At 41.9% G+C, this 18028-nt stretch carries 24 protein-coding genes, 1 pseudogene and 1 riboswitch; of the genes and pseudogenes, 21 read left to right on the forward strand and 4 right to left on the reverse strand.

Going from position 1 to position 18028, the window contains the following annotated elements:
- The first annotated feature begins 48 nt into the window (after positions 1 to 48).
- The 11 genes from spoIIAA (at position 49) to lysA (ending at position 8094) form a co-directional block, all read left to right on the forward strand.
- Positions 49 to 402 carry an anti-sigma F factor antagonist gene (spoIIAA, locus tag ACSSTM_RS01140; protein WP_034661146.1) on the forward strand — a complete coding sequence of 118 codons (354 nt, stop codon included), beginning with the start codon at positions 49 to 51 and terminating at the stop codon, positions 400 to 402.
- Positions 399 to 839: an anti-sigma F factor gene (gene spoIIAB / locus ACSSTM_RS01145; RefSeq protein ID WP_034661145.1), complete on the forward strand. Its 441-nt coding sequence runs from the start codon at positions 399 to 401 to the stop codon at positions 837 to 839. Before spoIIAA ends, spoIIAB begins: the two co-directional genes overlap by 4 nt.
- A 13-nt stretch (positions 840 to 852) precedes the next feature.
- Positions 853 to 1620, forward strand: coding sequence for an RNA polymerase sporulation sigma factor SigF (sigF, locus tag ACSSTM_RS01150; protein ID WP_024422864.1), 768 nt, complete (start codon positions 853 to 855; stop codon positions 1618 to 1620).
- A 113-nt stretch (positions 1621 to 1733) separates the two neighbouring features.
- Positions 1734 to 2354: a stage V sporulation protein AA gene (locus ACSSTM_RS01155; protein ID WP_034661143.1), complete on the forward strand. Its 621-nt coding sequence runs from the start codon at positions 1734 to 1736 to the stop codon at positions 2352 to 2354.
- Positions 2344 to 2760, forward strand: a complete 417-nt coding sequence (locus ACSSTM_RS01160) for a stage V sporulation protein AB (protein ID WP_034661142.1) — start codon at positions 2344 to 2346, stop codon at positions 2758 to 2760. Before ACSSTM_RS01155 ends, ACSSTM_RS01160 begins: the two co-directional genes overlap by 11 nt.
- Positions 2761 to 2780: 20 nt before the next feature.
- Positions 2781 to 3233, forward strand: coding sequence for a stage V sporulation protein AC (spoVAC, locus tag ACSSTM_RS01165; RefSeq protein ID WP_034661140.1), 453 nt, complete (start codon positions 2781 to 2783; stop codon positions 3231 to 3233).
- Positions 3234 to 3245: 12 nt separating this feature from the next.
- Entirely contained in the window at positions 3246 to 4262 is a 1017-nt protein-coding gene (spoVAD, locus tag ACSSTM_RS01170; RefSeq protein ID WP_095285354.1) for a stage V sporulation protein AD, read from the forward strand.
- Positions 4262 to 4612 carry a stage V sporulation protein AE gene (gene spoVAE, locus ACSSTM_RS01175; protein WP_007501045.1) on the forward strand — a complete coding sequence of 117 codons (351 nt, stop codon included), beginning with the start codon at positions 4262 to 4264 and terminating at the stop codon, positions 4610 to 4612. Before spoVAD ends, spoVAE begins: the two co-directional genes overlap by 1 nt.
- A 6-nt stretch (positions 4613 to 4618) precedes the next feature.
- Positions 4619 to 5227, forward strand: a complete 609-nt coding sequence (locus tag ACSSTM_RS01180; protein ID WP_034661137.1) for a stage V sporulation protein AE — start codon at positions 4619 to 4621, stop codon at positions 5225 to 5227.
- Positions 5181 to 6653, forward strand: a complete 1473-nt coding sequence (locus ACSSTM_RS01185) for a spore germination protein (protein WP_034661136.1) — start codon at positions 5181 to 5183, stop codon at positions 6651 to 6653. The genes ACSSTM_RS01180 and ACSSTM_RS01185 overlap by 47 nt, the downstream gene beginning before the upstream one ends.
- A gap of 115 nt (positions 6654 to 6768) precedes the next feature.
- Positions 6769 to 8094, forward strand: a complete 1326-nt coding sequence (gene lysA, locus ACSSTM_RS01190; RefSeq protein ID WP_095285352.1) for a diaminopimelate decarboxylase — start codon at positions 6769 to 6771, stop codon at positions 8092 to 8094.
- Between the two features lie 38 nt (positions 8095 to 8132).
- Here the strand turns inward: lysA and ACSSTM_RS01195 are convergent, their stop codons facing one another.
- Positions 8133 to 9017, reverse strand: coding sequence for a DUF1002 domain-containing protein (locus tag ACSSTM_RS01195; RefSeq protein ID WP_034661133.1), 885 nt, complete (start codon positions 9015 to 9017; stop codon positions 8133 to 8135).
- Between the two features lie 320 nt (positions 9018 to 9337).
- Between ACSSTM_RS01195 and ACSSTM_RS01200 the strand changes: the two genes are divergently transcribed.
- A complete protein-coding gene (locus ACSSTM_RS01200) occupies positions 9338 to 9775 on the forward strand; it encodes a peptidylprolyl isomerase (protein WP_008359679.1) in 438 nt (145 codons plus the stop codon).
- A 30-nt stretch (positions 9776 to 9805) separates the two neighbouring features.
- Here the strand turns inward: ACSSTM_RS01200 and ACSSTM_RS01205 are convergent, their stop codons facing one another.
- Positions 9806 to 11068, reverse strand: coding sequence for an MFS transporter (locus tag ACSSTM_RS01205; protein ID WP_106037955.1), 1263 nt, complete (start codon positions 11066 to 11068; stop codon positions 9806 to 9808).
- A 269-nt stretch (positions 11069 to 11337) separates the two neighbouring features.
- On the opposite strand from ACSSTM_RS01205, the gene ACSSTM_RS01210 reads away from it, so the two are divergent.
- The 7 genes and pseudogenes from ACSSTM_RS01210 to ACSSTM_RS01240 all read left to right on the forward strand — a co-directional run bounded on the left by ACSSTM_RS01210 (position 11338) and on the right by ACSSTM_RS01240 (position 15689).
- Positions 11338 to 11919 (forward strand): TetR/AcrR family transcriptional regulator, encoded by a 582-nt coding sequence (locus ACSSTM_RS01210; protein WP_106037954.1) that lies wholly within the window; start codon positions 11338 to 11340, stop codon positions 11917 to 11919.
- A 220-nt stretch (positions 11920 to 12139) separates the two neighbouring features.
- Positions 12140 to 12373, forward strand: a complete 234-nt coding sequence (locus ACSSTM_RS01215) for a DUF2164 domain-containing protein (RefSeq protein ID WP_003215556.1) — start codon at positions 12140 to 12142, stop codon at positions 12371 to 12373.
- A 224-nt stretch (positions 12374 to 12597) separates the two neighbouring features.
- Positions 12598 to 12942, forward strand: coding sequence for a hypothetical protein (locus ACSSTM_RS01220; RefSeq protein WP_034318777.1), 345 nt, complete (start codon positions 12598 to 12600; stop codon positions 12940 to 12942).
- Between the two features lie 104 nt (positions 12943 to 13046).
- A riboswitch (FMN riboswitch) is annotated at positions 13047 to 13188 on the forward strand.
- Between the two features lie 254 nt (positions 13189 to 13442).
- Positions 13443 to 14093, forward strand: coding sequence for a riboflavin synthase (gene ribE / locus ACSSTM_RS01225; protein ID WP_034661128.1), 651 nt, complete (start codon positions 13443 to 13445; stop codon positions 14091 to 14093).
- Between the two features lie 11 nt (positions 14094 to 14104).
- Positions 14105 to 14710 (forward strand): annotated as a pseudogene (gene ribB / locus ACSSTM_RS01230) (3,4-dihydroxy-2-butanone-4-phosphate synthase); the annotation flags it as partial.
- 47 nt (positions 14711 to 14757) lie between these two features.
- Positions 14758 to 15222 (forward strand): 6,7-dimethyl-8-ribityllumazine synthase, encoded by a 465-nt coding sequence (gene ribH, locus ACSSTM_RS01235; RefSeq protein WP_060596841.1) that lies wholly within the window; start codon positions 14758 to 14760, stop codon positions 15220 to 15222.
- 113 nt (positions 15223 to 15335) lie between these two features.
- Positions 15336 to 15689, forward strand: coding sequence for a GNAT family N-acetyltransferase (locus tag ACSSTM_RS01240; protein WP_003215830.1), 354 nt, complete (start codon positions 15336 to 15338; stop codon positions 15687 to 15689).
- Positions 15690 to 15713: 24 nt separating this feature from the next.
- On the opposite strand, the gene ACSSTM_RS01245 is transcribed toward ACSSTM_RS01240, so the two are convergent.
- Both ACSSTM_RS01245 and ACSSTM_RS01250 read right to left on the reverse strand, forming a co-directional pair.
- Positions 15714 to 16238 (reverse strand): DUF309 domain-containing protein, encoded by a 525-nt coding sequence (locus ACSSTM_RS01245; protein ID WP_034661127.1) that lies wholly within the window; start codon positions 16236 to 16238, stop codon positions 15714 to 15716.
- A gap of 87 nt (positions 16239 to 16325) precedes the next feature.
- Positions 16326 to 16418: a YjcZ family sporulation protein gene (locus ACSSTM_RS01250; RefSeq protein WP_012010430.1), complete on the reverse strand. Its 93-nt coding sequence runs from the start codon at positions 16416 to 16418 to the stop codon at positions 16326 to 16328.
- Between the two features lie 209 nt (positions 16419 to 16627).
- Here ACSSTM_RS01250 and ACSSTM_RS01255 point away from each other — a divergent pair, with 209 nt between their 5' ends.
- Both ACSSTM_RS01255 and scpB read left to right on the forward strand, forming a co-directional pair.
- The gene (locus ACSSTM_RS01255; protein ID WP_034661986.1) at positions 16628 to 17386 is read left to right on the forward strand and encodes a segregation/condensation protein A; all 759 of its coding nucleotides are present in this window, start codon (positions 16628 to 16630) and stop codon (positions 17384 to 17386) included.
- Complete coding sequence (scpB, locus tag ACSSTM_RS01260; protein WP_095285351.1) at positions 17376 to 17969, forward strand: SMC-Scp complex subunit ScpB; 594 nt, start codon at positions 17376 to 17378, stop codon at positions 17967 to 17969. Before ACSSTM_RS01255 ends, scpB begins: the two co-directional genes overlap by 11 nt.
- Positions 17970 to 18028: the final 59 nt, after the last annotated feature.

Here is an 18028-nt window from a genome sequence, read left to right on the forward strand (position 1 = left end):
AAAGAGAAACAATCTTTATCCGAAATTAGAGCAAGGAGGAATAAAAAGATGAGCCTTGAAATTGATTTTCAAGTAAAAGAGAGCGTACTTTGCATTCGGTTAACAGGAGAGCTTGATCATCACTCCGCAGAAACATTGAGACAAAAGGTGACGAATTATTTGGAAACAGAGGACATTCGCCACATCGTGCTGAATTTGGCTGATTTAACGTTTATGGACAGCTCAGGTCTCGGAGTGATTTTAGGAAGATATAAAGAAATTAAGCAGCTTGGCGGAGAAATGGTCGTCTGTGCTATCTCGCCAGCAGTGAACCGATTATTTGATATGTCTGGCTTATTTAAAATCATCCGTATGGAGCCTTCAGAGCAAACGGCATTGCAAACATTGGGGGTGGCATCATGAGGAATGAAATGAACCTGACCTTCTCTGCTTTAAGTCAAAATGAATCCTTTGCAAGGGTGACAGTCGCAGCGTTTATCGCCCAGCTTGATCCGACATTAGATGAATTAACAGAAATCAAAACCGTTGTGTCAGAGGCGGTGACAAACTCCATTATCCATGGCTATGATGGAAATCCAGATGGCAAGGTGCATATCCATGTCACACTTGATGACCATGTTGTGTACCTCACCATCCGTGACGAAGGCATGGGCATTACAGACCTTGAAGAAGCAAGACAGCCGCTATTCACCACAAAACCAGACTTAGAACGCTCTGGAATGGGCTTTACCATCATGGAGAATTTTATGGATGATGTCATGATAGACTCATCTCCAGAAATGGGCACGACCATCCGTTTAACAAAGCATCTATCAAAAAGCAAAGCGCTTTGTAATTAAAGGAGCTGCTCATATGGATGTGGAGGTAAAAAAGCAAGCAAAAAAAGCCCAGCTGTCAAATGATGAAGTCAAAGAGCTCATCAAAAAAAGCCAAGACGGTGATCAGCAAGCAAGAGACCTCCTCGTAGAAAAAAACATGCGTCTTGTTTGGTCCGTTGTTCAGCGCTTTTTAAATAGAGGATATGAACCAGATGATTTGTTTCAGATTGGCTGTATTGGACTGCTGAAATCTGTTGATAAATTTGATTTGTCATATGATGTGAAGTTTTCCACCTATGCTGTTCCAATGATCATTGGTGAAATCCAGCGATTCATTCGTGATGATGGAACAGTCAAAGTGAGCCGGTCACTAAAAGAACTTGGAAATAAAATTCGGCGGGCAAGAGATGAATTGTCTAAGTCTCACGGAAGAATGCCGACTGTCCAGGAAATAGCCGAATATCTTGATATCACACCAGAGGATGTCGTCCTCGCCCAAGAAGCGGTCCGCTCACCGTCATCGATTCATGAAACCGTGTATGAAAATGACGGAGACCCGATTACATTGCTTGATCAAATTGCGGATCATTCAGAAGAAAGATGGTTTGATAAAATCGCCCTGAAAGAAGCGATCAAGGAATTAGAAGAACGAGAAAAACTCATTGTGTACTTAAGATATTATAAAGACCAAACACAATCTGAGGTAGCGGAGAGGCTCGGTATTTCACAAGTCCAAGTCTCGCGGCTTGAAAAGAAAATTTTAAAACAAATCCAAATGCAAATGGATCAAAAAGACAGCTAGCCAATTCGGCTGGCTTTTTTTGTGTGGTAATTACCGGTAAATCAAGTTCTATCGTATGAGAACCATTTTTCACCACATACTATTTTTAACCCATCGTTTAGGAAGTGACTTGGATGGACGGACAAATCTTTCTTCGGCTGCGCCATCGAATCAAGACCGGTAATGATCAGCTCATTTATTTAGAAGATATCGCCCAAATCACTGGTGATGAGTTTGCTGTGCAAAAGCTTAGCAAAATGCCGATATATCATGTCAGTAAAAAGGATCGTCACATCGCCGTTCTTGATATCATGCATGTGGTCAAAACGATCAAAAAAACATGGCCAGATATCGACATTCAAACCGTTGGAGGCGCTGAGGCCATTGTCGAAATTGATACAGGCAAACGCCAGCTTTCTCCCGTTTTATTTGTGTTTGTATGGCTCCTGTTATTTGTCGGAGCGGCGCTTGCCATTATGAATTTTCACGAGGATGTCAGTATGCGGCTCGTTCATATCCGCCTATATGAAATGATCACAGGAAAAACGGTTGAGCATCCTTATTTATTGCAAATTCCATATAGCTTCGGACTAGGCTTCGGCATGATTTTATTTTTCAATCATGTATTTAAAAAGCGTTTAAATGAAGAACCAAGTCCGCTTGAAGTGGAAATGTTTAAATATCAGCTCGATCTCGATCATTATGTCGCCCTCAAAGAAAATAAAGAGACAATGAAAGACATTCATGATCGGTAAGTGGCTTTTTGTCGTGCTTGTTGGACTTGGCGGCGGTTTAACGGTAGGAGCAGGATTTGTGGCATTTCTCACAGTGCTGGGCATCATCCCTCGTTTAATGCAATTAACCAAAACGCAGCGCTTCATACAAGGGTACGAGGCGGCTGTCATCAGCGGGGCGGTCGTTGGCGGCTGGGCAACCTTAAGTCCAATACATTTGCATTTATCCAAATGGCTGGCACTTCCGATCGGTCTTTTAGCGGGCATCTTCGTCGGCATGCTTGCAGCTGCGCTGACTGAAGTATTAAATGTACTTCCTATATTAACGAAAAGAATTGGAATGGACGGGAAAATTGTTTTGCTTCTCATGGCCATTGTCTTAGGAAAGGTATTTGGTTCACTATTTCATTGGCTGATTTATATTTAAGAATTTGGAGGGAACAACACGTGTCGAGTTTAAAAGAGAACTATCCATCTAAGGTGAAAACGTATCAGCCTAAACCTCCTTATGTCCTCAACTGCATCAAGGCTTTTCTTGTTGGTGGATTGATCTGTGCCATAGGTGAGGGGCTGCAAAATTTCTATATTCACTTTTTTGATTTTAATGAAAAGACAGCAGGGAACCCAACCGTAGCGACCCTCATTTTAATTTCTTCTATATTAACTGGTATCGGTATTTACGATAGAATCGGCCAGTTTGCTGGAGCGGGATCCGCTGTCCCGGTGACAGGGTTTGCAAACAGCATGACAAGTGCTGCTCTTGAACATAGAAGTGAAGGGCTTGTGTTAGGTGTAGCCACGAACATGTTTAAGCTTGCTGGGAACGTCATTGTTTTTGGTGTCGTCTCGGCATATGTCGTAGGGATCATTCGATACATCTTGGAAAAGGCGTTTTCGTAGGAGGAATGAAACGTGAAACTAACAGGTAAACAATCTTGGGTATTTGAGCACAAGCTTTATGTCAATGCAGAAGGAACAGCTGCAGGACCGAAAGAAAAAGAAGGCCCGATCGGTCATCTAATTGATAAAACATACGACGAAATGCATTGTTATCAAAAGAACTGGGAAATGGCTGAAAGGCAGCTCATGGATGATGCGATATCAACCGCTTTATCAAAAGCAAATTTGCAAAAAAGCGATGTTGATCTTTTGCTGGCAGGAGACTTACTGAATCAAAACGTCACAGCAAACTATGTGGCAAGAGAACTTAAAATCCCGTTTCTTTGTTTATTTGGAGCATGCTCCACATCAATGGAATCGGTCGCCATTGCTTCGGCATTAGTAGATGGTGGTTTTGCAAAAAGAGCCATTGCTGCGACAAGCAGTCATAATGCGACGGCAGAACGCCAATTTCGTAATCCGACAGAATACGGCGGACAAAAACCAGATACAGCGACAAGTACAGTGACTGGGAGCGGGGCCGTTATTATCAGCCAAGAGCCCTCCCAAATTCAAATTACAAGCGCAACTGTGGGACGAGTTATGGATCTTGGGATTACAGACCCATTTGACATGGGGTCGGCAATGGCACCGGCAGCAGCAGATACCATCAAGCAGCATTTAGAAGATCTAGGGAGAACGGTTGACGATTACGATCTTATTTTAACAGGTGATCTATCTGGCATTGGCTCACCGATCTTAAAGGATCTGCTCAAAGAAGACGGCATTCAGCTCGGCCGAAAGCACGATGATTGCGGATTAATCATCTATACACCCGATCAAAACGTGTTCGCTGGAGGCAGCGGCTGTGCGTGTTCAGCTGTTGTGACATTCAGTCACATCTTTCAAGAAATGAAGGCAGGGAATTTGCAAAGAGTACTGGTTGTCGCAACCGGGGCACTTCTCAGCCCGACGATGGTCCAGCAAAAAGAGACCATTCCAACCATTGCGCACGGTGTCGTATTTGAGCGTGCAGGAGGAGAGAGCTAATGGATTATCTTATCGCTTTTGTTGCAGGCGGACTTATTTGCGTCATTGGCCAGCTTTTACTAGACGTACTCAAACTTACGCCTGCACATGTCATGACCACCTTTGTTGTGGCGGGTACCATATTAGACGGTTTCGGTATTTATGATAAATTTATTGAATTTGCTGGTGCGGGCGCAACCGTACCAATCGTCAGCTTTGGTCATAGCTTGCTTCATGGGGCGATGCATCAGGCAGATGTACACGGGTTCATCGGAATCGGGATCGGTATTTTTGAATTAACTTCTGCTGGAATATCAGCTGCGATTTTATTCTCATTTATTATCGCTCTTATCTTTAAACCGAAAGGATAACCTAATATGGGGCAAAGACGGAAAGTCATTTTAGTGACAGACGGAGATATATATGCTGCCAAAACCATTGAGCTTGCTGCTAAAAAAGTCGGTGGACGATGTATTTCCAGCTCAAAAGGAAATCCAAGCAAACGGACAGGGCCTGAACTTGTACAGATGATTTTAAAAACGCCGTATGATCCAGTGTTTGTCATGTTTGATGACTCTGGCCTGACAGGTGAAGGAACAGGGGAGACGGCGATGAAGCATGTGGCACGTCACCCTGAAATTGAAGTCATAGGAGCGATCGCCGTTGCATCCAAAACGCATCAAGCTGAATGGACAAAAGTTCATGTTTCCATTGACCGGGAGGGTGAACTGACAGAATACGGTGTCGACAAGCATGGTCTTCCTGAAATGGAGCCTCATAAAATGAGCGGGGATACAGTGTATTGTCTTGACTCGCTCCATCTTCCGTTTGTTGTTGGGATTGGAGATATTGGCAAAATGGGACGTAAAGATGATCTGAGCAAGGGATCTCCGATCACAATGAAAGCAGTTGAATTAATTTTAGAAAGGAGTGGTTTCCATGAAGAAAGACAAGGTAAACGTGTACCGAGACCCGAAGAAAAATGAAGATTACTTCAAGGAAAATGTCGGAATGGGTCTCAGCTTTGACCTTGGCGTGCGGAAAATTTATATACACGATCAGGAAATCCAACTTTACTATGTAAACGGACTGTGTGATACACAGTATGTCATCTACTTATTAAAAGAGCTAATTGAAATCAATGACAACGAACCTGAATCAGATGATCTGGCACGTGTGGTCGAGAACCGTCTAGTCAATCAGCAGGTCTCAAAGGTTGAAACGCTCGATGAAGCGGTAGACCAAGTACTGTCGGGGCTTGTGGCAGTTGTAGTAGAAGGTGAAAACTACGCATTTATCATTGATGTCAGAAGCTATCCTGGCAGAATGCCAGAGGAGCCGGATACAGAAAAGGTTGTCCGGGGCGCAAGAGACGGCTTTGTTGAAAACATTATTGTCAATACAGCGCTCATACGAAGACGGGTGCGAGATGAAAAACTGAGATACAAAATGCTCAAAGTAGGCGAACGTTCGAAAGCGGATGTATGTGTTTGCTACATTGAAGATATTGCGGACCCAGATCTTGTCGATATTATAGAGAAAGAAGTATCAGGAATCAAAGTCGATGGGCTGACGATGTCTGATAAAACGATTGAAGAATTCATTATTAAACAAGGATACAATCCCTTTCCCCTTGTACGCTACACCGAGCGTCCAGATGTCGCCGCTAACCATATACTAGAAGGTCATGTCATCATCATTACGGATACATCTCCTAGTGTCATCATTACGCCAACCACCATTTTTCACCACGTTCAGCACGCAGAAGAATACCGCCAGGCACCTGCAGTTGGTACGTTCCTAAGATGGGTACGCTTTTTAGGCATTTTATGTTCAACGTTTCTTTTACCGATTTGGTTTCTGTTTATCCTCGAACCAAGTCTTCTGCCGGATCATTTAAGCTATATTGGCTTTAATAAACCTTCTCATATCCCGGTCATATTACAAGTATTCCTTGCTGATTTTGGGGTGGAATTTTTAAGGATGGCAGCGATTCATACGCCAACCGCTTTGTCGACCGCCATGGGGCTGATTGCGGCTGTTTTAATTGGACAAATCGCCATTGATGTCGGTTTATTTACGCCAGAGGTCATCTTATACGTCTCACTAGCGGCTATCGGGACATTTACAACGCCAAGCTATGAGCTGAGTGTCGCCAATAAGATTGTACGACTCATCATACTAGCACTCGTTGCGATCTTTAAGCTGAATGGACTCATCATTGGTTTTACGTTGTTAATCATATATTTAACATCCATACGTTCATTGCAGACGCCTTATATGTGGCCGTTTCTTCCTTTTAATGGGAAAGCTTTATGGCAAGTGTTAATTCGGACGTCTGTTCCTGGCTCAAAAGTAAGGCCAAGCATCGTTCACCCTCAAAACAGATCAAAAATTCCGCCAAATTCTTAACGCTCATTGAAAGTGGCTGAAGATTGTGATATTGTATTTTTAACTTTGAGAAACGGCAAAAGGCAGCTCACGCAGCTGTCTTTTTTCAGCCGAGGCGGAGAAAGAGGGAATGACATTGTATTTACACGGCACTTGCAGACAAAATGAACTCGGTCATTTAGAAATTGGTGGTGTTGATGCCGTTTCTTTAGCTGAAACGTATGGGACACCACTTTATGTATATGATGTGGCTTTAATACGGGAGCGTGCAAAAAGCTTTCAAAAAGCATTTATAGAAGAAGAGTTAACAGCGCAGGTAGCATATGCGAGTAAAGCATTTTCCTCCATCGCCATGTTTCAGCTTGCCAAGGAAGAAGGATTATCTCTTGATGTCGTATCAGGAGGGGAGCTTCACACAGCCATTTGCGCCGGGTTTCCGGTAGAAAAAATTCATTTCCATGGCAACAATAAAAGCAGGGAAGAATTGAAAATGGCGTTAGAGCACGAGATCGGCTGTATTGTCGTAGATAATTTCTACGAAATGAAGCTCATTGAAGAGCTTGGTCAAGAGCTGTCAAAACAGGTGAAAGTGCTGCTCCGTATTACACCAGGTGTCGAAGCGCATACACATGATTACATTACAACAGGCCAAGAGGATTCCAAATTTGGCTTTGACCTTCACAATGGACAAGCAGATGAAGCGGTGAAACAAGTGCTTGGATCAGAAGTGATCGAGCTTTTAGGCGTTCATTGCCATATCGGTTCACAAATTTTTGATACGGCTGGTTTTGTCCTTGCAGCAGATAAAATCTTTTTGAAGCTAGATGAATGGAGAGAATCATTTGGTTTTATTTCGACCGTGTTAAACTTAGGCGGCGGCTTTGGTATCCGTTATACAGAAGAAGATGAACCACTTCCTGCGACAGAATACGTCGAGAAAATTATCCAAGCTGTAAAAGAGAACGTAGCCCGCTATGAGTTTGATATGCCGGAAATTTGGATTGAGCCAGGCCGCTCTCTCGTTGGAGATGCAGGGACAACGCTTTATACGATCGGCTCATCAAAACATGTACCTGGCATTCGCGATTATATTGCGGTAGATGGGGGAATGAGTGACAACATTCGTCCAGCTTTATATCAAGCGAAATATGAAGCGGCAAGTGCCAACAAAATGAGCCAAACGCATGATCAAACGGTTTCCATTGCAGGGAAATGCTGTGAAAGCGGAGATATGCTCATTTGGGATATCGATTTGCCAGAGTTATCACAAGGAGATTTATTAGCTGTCTTTTGTACCGGAGCTTACGGCTACAGTATGTCAAACAACTATAACCGCATCCCGCGCCCGGCTGTTGTATTTGTAGAAGACGGGGAAGCGCAGCTTGTCGTTGAACGCGAAACATATGCCGATATTGTCAAACTTGATTTACCGTATCAATCAAAAGTGAAATCATCTACGTAAAAAAGCTGCCTGATGTACAGGCAGCTTTTTATGATGACTTATTTTCCTCCAGTAAATACAGAGACGATTGCGTTCCAAATGGAGACAAAGAAATCCCAAATCTTTTGAAGAAGGTTTTTCCCTTCATCTGATTCTATGAATTTCGTAATCTTGTCTTTTGCTTTATCGATTTGAGATCCTACTTGGCTCCAATCGATATTGATGTTCTTCATTTTATCGAATAGTGAAACAAGCTGATCCTTTTGATCTTGCGTTAGATTTAAGTTTAAATCAGAAGCAGCCTGATCCACTTTTTCTTCGACTTCTTTTGTTGTTTTAGGGACACCATTTTTCGCAATGTCATCCTTGATTTTTGCAATAAGGGCAGAAGCATTGTCTTTCCCGATGGAGTCACCCAATTTAGAAGTTGTCACAAGCTCTTCGTTTGCTACCTGTTTCACATCTTCTGGAATGGCTTTGTCGCTTGACACTTCATAGGCTTTTAATAGACCCGTCAGTGCGGCTGTACCAGAAACTTCAAACGGCGCAGTCACGACAACCTTGGCATCCTTGACACCGGCTGTCATTAAAGCATTTAAATACATCTCATCTGTAATGGTCTTGATGTTATGTGTATCCACAGTCAGACCAGTACCTGATTTTTCAATGGTGATAGATGAAGATGATAATGCTCTCGTCCCGATAGAAGAACGAGGGATATACTTTCCTAAATATTCATGCTCTTCTTTATTGGTTACTTCAATTTTTGTCGCATTTTCAGGTGGATTCAACTCGTCAAGCACCTTCTGGCGATCAGCCGGAGTTAAGTCTTGCCCAAGTGTGACGATGACATCGCCGACAGCTGCATCCGCTAAGCTGACTTTTGGCGCACCAATGAGGAAAAGGAGCGCTGCCATCATACCAAGCATTGATTTTTTAAACATGTTGACCTCCTTCAAGTCGAAAGGGTTCCTCTTTTAGAGAAACTCATCTTTTGAGCACACGTAAAGAAATGCACTCCATCATATAGACGTAACAAATCGATTCGACGTTTCAATTTTCTTTTTAAGATGTTTTCCTTTTCTAATAAATGAAGACATGTTGCACAGTCTGTCATCAATTTAATAGGAAAAAAGGATCAAGCTCTTCTATTGTATCAATCCTAAGAAAAGAGGTAAATCACAATCAAAGAGCAGGGGATGTTTAACATCACCGAAAATGTGCTATAATGAGCGTTGTTTAACCTGAAAGGAGAATGTGAAAAATGGCGAAAAAAGGATACATACAACTAACGAATGGTAAGAAAATTGAGTTTGAACTATACCCAGAGGCTGCTCCAGGTACAGTAGCAAACTTTGAAAAATTAGCGAATGAAGGCTTCTACGATGGATTGAAATTCCACCGCGTCATCCCAGGCTTCGTAAGCCAAGGCGGCGATCCAAACGGTAATGGAACTGGTGGTCCTGGTTACACAATTAAATGTGAAACAGAAGGGAATCCACATCAACACGAAAGAGGTTCATTATCAATGGCGCATGCTGGTAAAGATACAGGCGGCAGCCAATTCTTTATCGTACATGACCCTCAGCCGCATTTAAACGGTGTTCACACTGTTTTTGGCAAAGTAACATCTGGTATCGAGGCTGTTCTAGATATGGAACAAGGCCAAGGTATGGAAAAAGTCGAAGTTGTCGATGCTTAATCCAAAACACCGCTTAATCGCGGTGTTTTTTTATGTTAAATCTGATTTTACGGTTATTTGTTCCGTGAGGCGGTAGGTGATGATCCAATACAAAAGGGCAATGGCACTGACAGAGGCACCAAATAAACATACCCCGATCCAGCCATCGTTTGCGTATATGCTGGTTGAAACAATAGAACCAGTCGCACTGCCGATGGAGTAAAAAATCATATAAGCAGCAGTAAGCCGGCTTCTCGCCTCAGGCCGCACAGTGAAAATCATACTCTGATTGGTCACGTGTACGGCCTGCACAGATAGGTCAAGAATGATAATACCGATGATCAATAAAATAAGTGAATATTCAGTGAAAAAGATAAAAAACCATGAAACGATTAATAGGACAAGGGCTATACAAGTTGTTAACTGTCCTAAGCCCCGATCAGCAAGGCTTCCAGCCCGAGCAGCGCCTAATGCTCCGGCAACTCCAGCAAGACCAAGTGCACCAATCGCCGTATGTGAAAGATTGTATGGCGTGGTACTGAGGGGCAGCACGAGCGAAGTCCATAACGTACCAAACACAATAAAAATAAGAAGAGCCAGAATTCCACGGATGCGCAGGATTCGTTCTTGTCTGAACAATGTAAACATTGAACGAAGCAGGTTTGCATAGGATAATGACTCTCTTTCGCTGTCATCACCCGGGAGAATTCGGAACAACACGCCAGTTATGATAAGCATCATAATGGCAGAAACTAGGTAGACTGACCTCCAGCCGGCGAGATCGGTTAGTACACCAGCAAACGTTCGTGCGAGAAGAATCCCGATCACGATTCCACTTTGCACCAAGCCAACAATACGACCGCGCTCTTCTGGAGCGGCCCAAGTCGCTGCGAACGCTACGAGTACTTGAGTGACCACAGCAAGCAGTCCGACCACAGCTAATCCTATAAAGAGGACGGTGACGATAGGAGCGATGCCGACTAGAATGAGAGACAACACGGATAAAAGCATCTGACCAATGATGAGCCGGCGTCTATTCAATAGATCACCAAGTGGTACTATCAGTAGCAGCCCCAGCGCATAACAAAGCTGAGTAATCGTAATGACCATGCCAATGGATGAATAGGTGATACCAAACTCGGATGCGAGGGAGTCTAATAACGGTTGTGCAAAGTATATGTTTGCAACTGCCATCCCGCAGGCTATCGCAAACAGCAGTGCCATATAGCGAGTCATCGTTGATCTCGGTTTGATTGGTAAATGAGTCGTTTCCATATCAAGATGTTCAATGGAAGTGATTTTTTCTTTCACCATGCATTTCATCGTCTCCTTTTGTACTAAAAAGTATAATATACTGTTTGGTATATTATGATTCATGTTAAGGATAACCAACAAAACGTTTTAAAGTCAAGACTTTGATACAGTTAATTGATGCTGATCTTGAAAGGGTAAGGCAATTTGACATTAGTACGTCAATAAAATAAAATTATAATGTACCGATTGGTAACCAAATAGAGAATAATATCAAGAAATAGATGGCTGACTTTGTGAAGAAATTTTATTGTTGAAATGAGGAATTGCTGATGGTTCGACAACGGGAATTTGATAAGGAAAAAGCGTTGGATGAGGCAATGGTGCTTTTTTGGGAAAAGGGGTATAGGGCCACTACATTAAGCGATTTGACTGCAAAAATGGGAATACAGCGGCCAAGCTTATACTCAGCTTTTGGAGATAAAGAGGAATTATTTGAGGCCGCATTACGCAAATATACAAAGCAGCATGCTGGCCATATTCGAACAAAACTTCAAAGCAATCTTTCTGCAAAGAAAGCATTTCATGCATTATTTGCAGATTTAGTAGAAGAGGAATATAGAGATGGTCCGAGTAAAGGATGTTTTTGCATCAATACAATAGTGGAACTTGCGCCACACGAAGAGAAATTTGAAATTCTTACAAGAGAGCATCAGATGTATCTTTCGGTCATTTTTGAAGAAAGGATTGTTCAAGGTATTCGCTCGGGTGAGCTCGAAAGCAGTCTGAATGCTAAAGCTTTAGCACAGACACTGGTCGTTTCTTTCATTGGACTTACCGTCCTCATGAAATCTCGTCCAGAGCGTTCATTTGTAGATCATTCTGTAGCGACGATACTTTCCATATTGAAATAAACAGTCTACGTGGAAAACAGTCAATATAGGGAAAGCGTATTTTGATCAAGCTATCAAAACACGCTTTTTCTTTTAGGACAGTTATGGACAGAACTCGATTTTGTGATATGATAAGAGAACAAATATTCGCATTTGTGGGTGTCGCCACATTCAACTGAAAAACAGATGTCAATGCAAATTAAAAAAGCGTGTTTCATGCTGAAAGAAAGCAGGAGATAATTTGAAACCATTAACAAAAGAAGAAAAAAATCAAATGATGATTGCTATTCAGCGTTACTTTGCCGAAGAACGAGAAGAAGAGATTGGTGAATTAGCAGCCATTAATATACTAGAATTTATCACAAAAAATCTTGGAAGTTACTATTATAATCAAGGGGTTCGTGACAGCCGGAACATTGCTGTTCAGAGATCGCAATTGTTAGAGGAAGATCTATTCGCACTCGAAAAAAGATGATCATCAATGGTGTGCGCCCTACTAACGGATAAAGAGGAAAGAGACCCCCTTAATAAAGAACGCATATTCGTATCATATGTAATGATGAAAAGGTGGAACCAAAGGTCCAACTCAATCGTTATATAAGTAACCATTAATGGAAATCAGCTTTTTTGGTTTTATTTCATCAAAAGAAGGAATAAAACATACAAATAGGCGAAGTGCAGATGATGGAGGTTCTAAATATGGGGAAAATTAAATTGAAAATTGCCGTCTTATTTGTTTTACTGCTTTGTTTAGGCGCAGGTTATTTATACATGAATGGCATGAAAATTGAAGATGTGCCAACAGCCATTGGTGAAAGCTTAACAAATAATGATAAAGATTATACCATCTATGAATATACCATTACGAAAATTGATGGAGATGAATATTACGGTCAAGCAAAAAACGGCACAAAAATCATTTTTAATGGAAAGAAATTCGAAGATGATGTGGCCGACTTGAAGAAAGGCGATCGTATTAAAGCCTACTTTAGTAATGAAAAAAGAATAGATGGTCTTATAAAAGTAGTAAAAGTCGTTAATTAACAAGTCTCCTTTCCTATAAGGAGACTTTTTTGTGAGAAATCTTGATTGTTGCATTTGACAACAAGGATCGCTATAATAGCCCCTAAGGACAGCTAAATATCGATTGTATCCTTCGGGGCAGGGTGAAAATCCCGACCGACGGTAATAAAGCAAATGCTTTACAGCCCGTGACCCGTTAATTTATTAACGGTTGATTCAGTGAAAAGCTGAAGCCGACAGTGAAAGTCTGGATGGGAGAAGGATAAAGAAAGCTATGAACGAAAAATATTTGTTGATCATAGTTTTATTTCTGATGCAAAAAAGCCAAAGCCCCGGAATTTTTTCCGGGGCTTTCTGTATGTACATGTAGTTAATAGACCGGCATGCAGTGTTTATTAGGTGATCCCTCATCTACCTTGTATGGACCTTAAAAAGCGACGAAGGTGCTCAATCGATCACATGTCCCTAACATCGCTTTTTTATAAAGTGAGAAATACAAATGAAAAGAAAGGGAGGATCACATGTTTACGGGGATAATTGAAGAAGTTGGCACCGTACAGTCATTAAGTAAAAAGTCAGCAGATGCCATGGAAATTGTCATAAAGTGCAGCCGTGTGCTAGAAGATGTTCACCTCGGAGACAGTATTGCGATCAATGGTGTATGTCTTACAGTCACAAGCTTTACAAAAGCACAGTTCGCAGCAGATGTGATGCCAGAGACGGTCAAAGCGACATCACTGGATCAGCTGACATCAGGCAGTCCAGTGAATTTAGAGCGGGCCATGTCCTCGAATGGACGATTCGGCGGCCATTTTGTCTCAGGTCATGTTGACGGGACGGCAGTCATTACCCGAATAGAAAAGAAAAGTAATGCCATTTACTATGATTTAGAGATGGACAAGACCCTCACAGATATGCTCACGCAAAAGGGTTCGATCGCAATAGATGGTGTCAGCTTAACCATTTTCGATTTGCAAGATTCACACGTCACAGTCTCTATTATTCCTCATACACTTGAAGGAACTATTTTCCTGACTAAATCTATGGGAGAGATCGTGAATATAGAGTGTGACATGATCGGCAAATACATTTATCGCTTTTTAACAAAAGAACAAGGCGATAAGCAGCCATCCCGATTGACCCCATCATTTTTAAAAGAGCACGGATTCTAGGAGGCGATTGTATGTATCATTCAGTAGAAGAAGCAGTAAATGCTCTTAAGCAAGGAGAAATCATTATCGTAGTGGATGATGAAGACAGAGAAAACGAAGGAGATTTTGTGGCACTTGCTGAGCATGCCACGCCTGAAGCCATTAACTTCATGGCTTTACATGGAAGAGGCCTCATTTGTACACCGGTCCATACGTCGATCGCCAAACACCTGAACCTGCATCCAATGGTAGAACAAAATACAGATGCACACCATACAGCATTTACAGTGAGCATTGATCATGTGACAACGACGACTGGTATTAGTGCTTTTGAGCGCTCTGCGACCATGCTTGCCATGTTAAATAAAGACGCAACACCAGAAGAATTTGCCCGCCCAGGTCATGTGTTCCCGCTCATTGCAAAAGAGGGCGGTGTACTAGAAAGACCAGGTCATACAGAGGCGGCGGTAGATCTTGCGAAACTGGCAGGTTCAGAGCCAGCGGGTGTCATATGTGAAATTATGAATGTAGATGGCACAATGGCGCGCGTCCCTGAACTAAAAGAGATCCAAAAACAGCACGGTTTAAAGATGCTGACAATCGAAGCATTGCAGACCTATTTAAACAATAACGAAACAGCAACTATCGAAACAAAATAAAAATCACAAAAAAGGATGATCCACATATGAATACAATACAAGGGCATGTAGTAGCAGAAGGACTAAAATTTGCAATCGTCGTCGCGAGATTTAATGACTTTATTACAAGTAAACTGCTTGACGGAGCAGAAGATACATTGCTCAGACACGGAGCAAACGGTGACGATATTGATGTCGTGTGGGTACCGGGTGCTTTTGAAATTCCGTACATGGCAAAAAAACTAGCTGAAACAAAGAAATACGATGCCGTCATTACACTAGGAACCGTAATCCGGGGCGCAACAACTCACTACGATTATGTTTGTAATGAAGCCGCTAAAGGAATTGCTCAAAGTGCCATGTCAACAGGGGTACCGATTATCTTTGGTGTACTAACAACAGAATCCATTGAACAAGCCATCGAAAGAGCCGGCACAAAAGCTGGAAATAAAGGCAGCGAATCGGCTGCAGCTGCCATTGAAATGGCGAATCTCAATCGAACCTTTCGTTAATTTAGTGAAAAAGAGTTTAAAAACGGTATAAAAATGTTTATAATGTGTGATGAGCAAATGATTCGTGAGACATTTGCTGGACATTAGGATAATTTGAATATTGAGGGGTATATATGTTAATTCGTTATAAGAGGTCTTTTGAAAAAATTGCCATGGGGCTACTCTCCTTCATGCCGGGTGAGAAAGACGTCAAACAGCTTCAGCAGACGATGAAGTCATATGAAATGGATGAAAATCGGCAGCTGTTCCTTTGGAAAGATGGCGAGGATATCGTAGGTGCCATTGGTGTGTTGAAAACAGACGACCAAGTACAAATCGAGCATATTAGTGTGAATCCATCCCATCGAGATCAAGGAATCGGCAAGGAAATGGTTTTAGCCGTGGAAGAGGTATTCAAAACCAAAACACTCATTCCAAATGAATTAACGCAAGGCTTCTTTCATAAGTGTCACAGCGAAACAAATTAAATATCACACATGTAAAAGCAGAGGCTACAGTCCTCTGCTTTTTTTACGTTCGATCTGCTTTTTTCGTTCAAGCAATACATCTGTCCGGTCACGCAGTCTATGTTTTTCGATCAAAAATGTGTGGGATAAGTTGCTCTCCTGTCCAAAGGTCAGTCCTTCTTTTTGAGCCATTTCTTGGCATAAAGAAAGAAGCGCTTGATCTTTGATCGGGAGCAACACACTTTCGTAGGGCATGTCTTCATTCATTTTCTTCTTTAGCGTTCTCAGAAGTATGAGAAACGCCTCATCATCTAGACCGAGGTTCGCTAATACGGGCCGGTTTGCTTCCAGCAAGTGGAGGCTGTTTGAAATGAGCCGTTTTGCCCCTTTTCCATTTCCCCGTCTTTGATGATACAAAGCAACGGCAAGCTGAATGAAACCAACCCAATATTCTTTGCGCTGCTCAGGCGGGTCTTCCTTCCAATATTCCTCAAGAATTTCATGACACTCAAAATAATCTCTTGTCGTATGAAATTCATGTAAAAAAGCCACGTACGCTTCAGGATACACAGTGGTCATCTCCTTTTCCACTCTCAGTCTAACATATTGAAAAGAAAAGAAGAAAGAGCGCCCTTCGTGAAAGGACGCTCTGTTTCTTTAATAAACCCAAGCCGCGCCAACGATGATCAGCAAGATGAAAAGCACGACAATAAGCGCGAAACCTCCGCCAAAGTTATAGCCATCTCCCATAATGATACGGCCTCCTTTTTCATCAGTTCTGTTTACAATGGTATTCTATGTATAAATGCCCTGAGTGGTATGGGCGAAACCACTGTTTTTCTTGTTTTGCCTAGGACATCATGGTCGAAATTATATTGGACGAGAGCTTTATCCTGTCTTATACTAAAGGTTAGCCGGTGAAACGGTACTTAGAAGACAGTAGAAATGGTGAGAAAAAAATGCTGGAATATCAGGTGAAAATAGATTCGTTTGAAGGTCCTTTGGACTTACTTTTACATTTAATCAACCGGTTGGAAATCGATATTTATGATATTCCCGTTGCTAAAATTACGGAGCAGTATTTATTATATGTCCACACAATGAGGGAGCTTGAACTTGATGTGGCAAGTGAATATTTGGTGATGGCTGCAACCCTCCTGAGTATTAAAAGCAGAATGCTCCTTCCGAAACAAGAGGAAGAGCTATTTGATGAAGACCTGCTCGAAGAGGAAGAGGACCCTCGAGAAGAGCTGATTGGCAAATTGATTGAATACCGCAAGTATAAAAATGCAGCACAAGAACTAAAGGAACGCGAGGAAGAAAGGCAAAATGCCTTTACAAAACCTCCGAGTGATTTAAGCGAATTTGCAAAAGAATCGGAAGTGAAGGACACAAACTTACATGTCACGGTGTATGATATGTTAGGTGCGTTCCAAAAGGTATTGAACCGAAAAAAAATAACGAAACCAGCACCATCTAAGATTACAAGACAAGAAATCCCGATTGAAGACAAAATGAATGAGATTATGAACCATTTAAGGAAAACGAAAAAGCGGACCAATTTCATGACTCTATTTCAACATGATCAAAAGGAGCACCTTGTCGTGACGTTTCTTGCTGTTCTTGAATTGATGAAAAGTCATCAAATCATGTTAGAGCAGGAAGGAAACTTTGAAGACATTTATATAATAGGGAGTGAAACGATTCATGACGCTTGATATCGTGAATTGGAAAGCCATCATAGAAGCGCTGCTTTATGCAGCAGGTGACGAAGGCTTAACAAAAAAACAGCTCATGTCTGTTCTTGAAGTAGAAGAGGCAGCGTTACTCGACATGATGTCTGCCGTAAAGGAAGAATATCAAAAACAAGAACGAGGAATTGAGCTCATTGAATATGCAGATTCTTATATGCTGCTGACGAAAAAAGAATACAGCATTTATTTGAAAAAATTAGTCGAGACCCCATCCAAAGGTTTGTCACAGGCAGCGCTTGAAGTACTCGCAATCGTTTCTTATAAACAGCCGATCACACGCAGTGAGGTAGAAGAAATTAGAGGAGTCAAATCAGAGCGGGTGCTTCATAGTTTAGTAGCCAAAGCGCTGCTCTGTGAAGTTGGACGTGCCGAGGGCCCTGGGCGAGCAATTCTTTATGGGACAACACCTACTTTTTTAGAGCAGTTTGGCTTAAAGGCATTGGATGAATTACCGCCGCTGCCAGAGAATGTGGAAGCAGATGGTGTACAAGAAGAGGCTGATCTATTTTTTGAAAACTTCAATCAAACATTCGAAGAGATAAAATAGTTCAAAAGAATGAAAAATGTATGATAAAATATAAAAAAGATTTTAGGTCTAACATCTAT

The sequence above is a fragment of the Bacillus sp. RK1064 genome (assembly GCF_051488405.1).
GTDB lineage: Bacteria > Bacillota > Bacilli > Bacillales > Bacillaceae > Bacillus.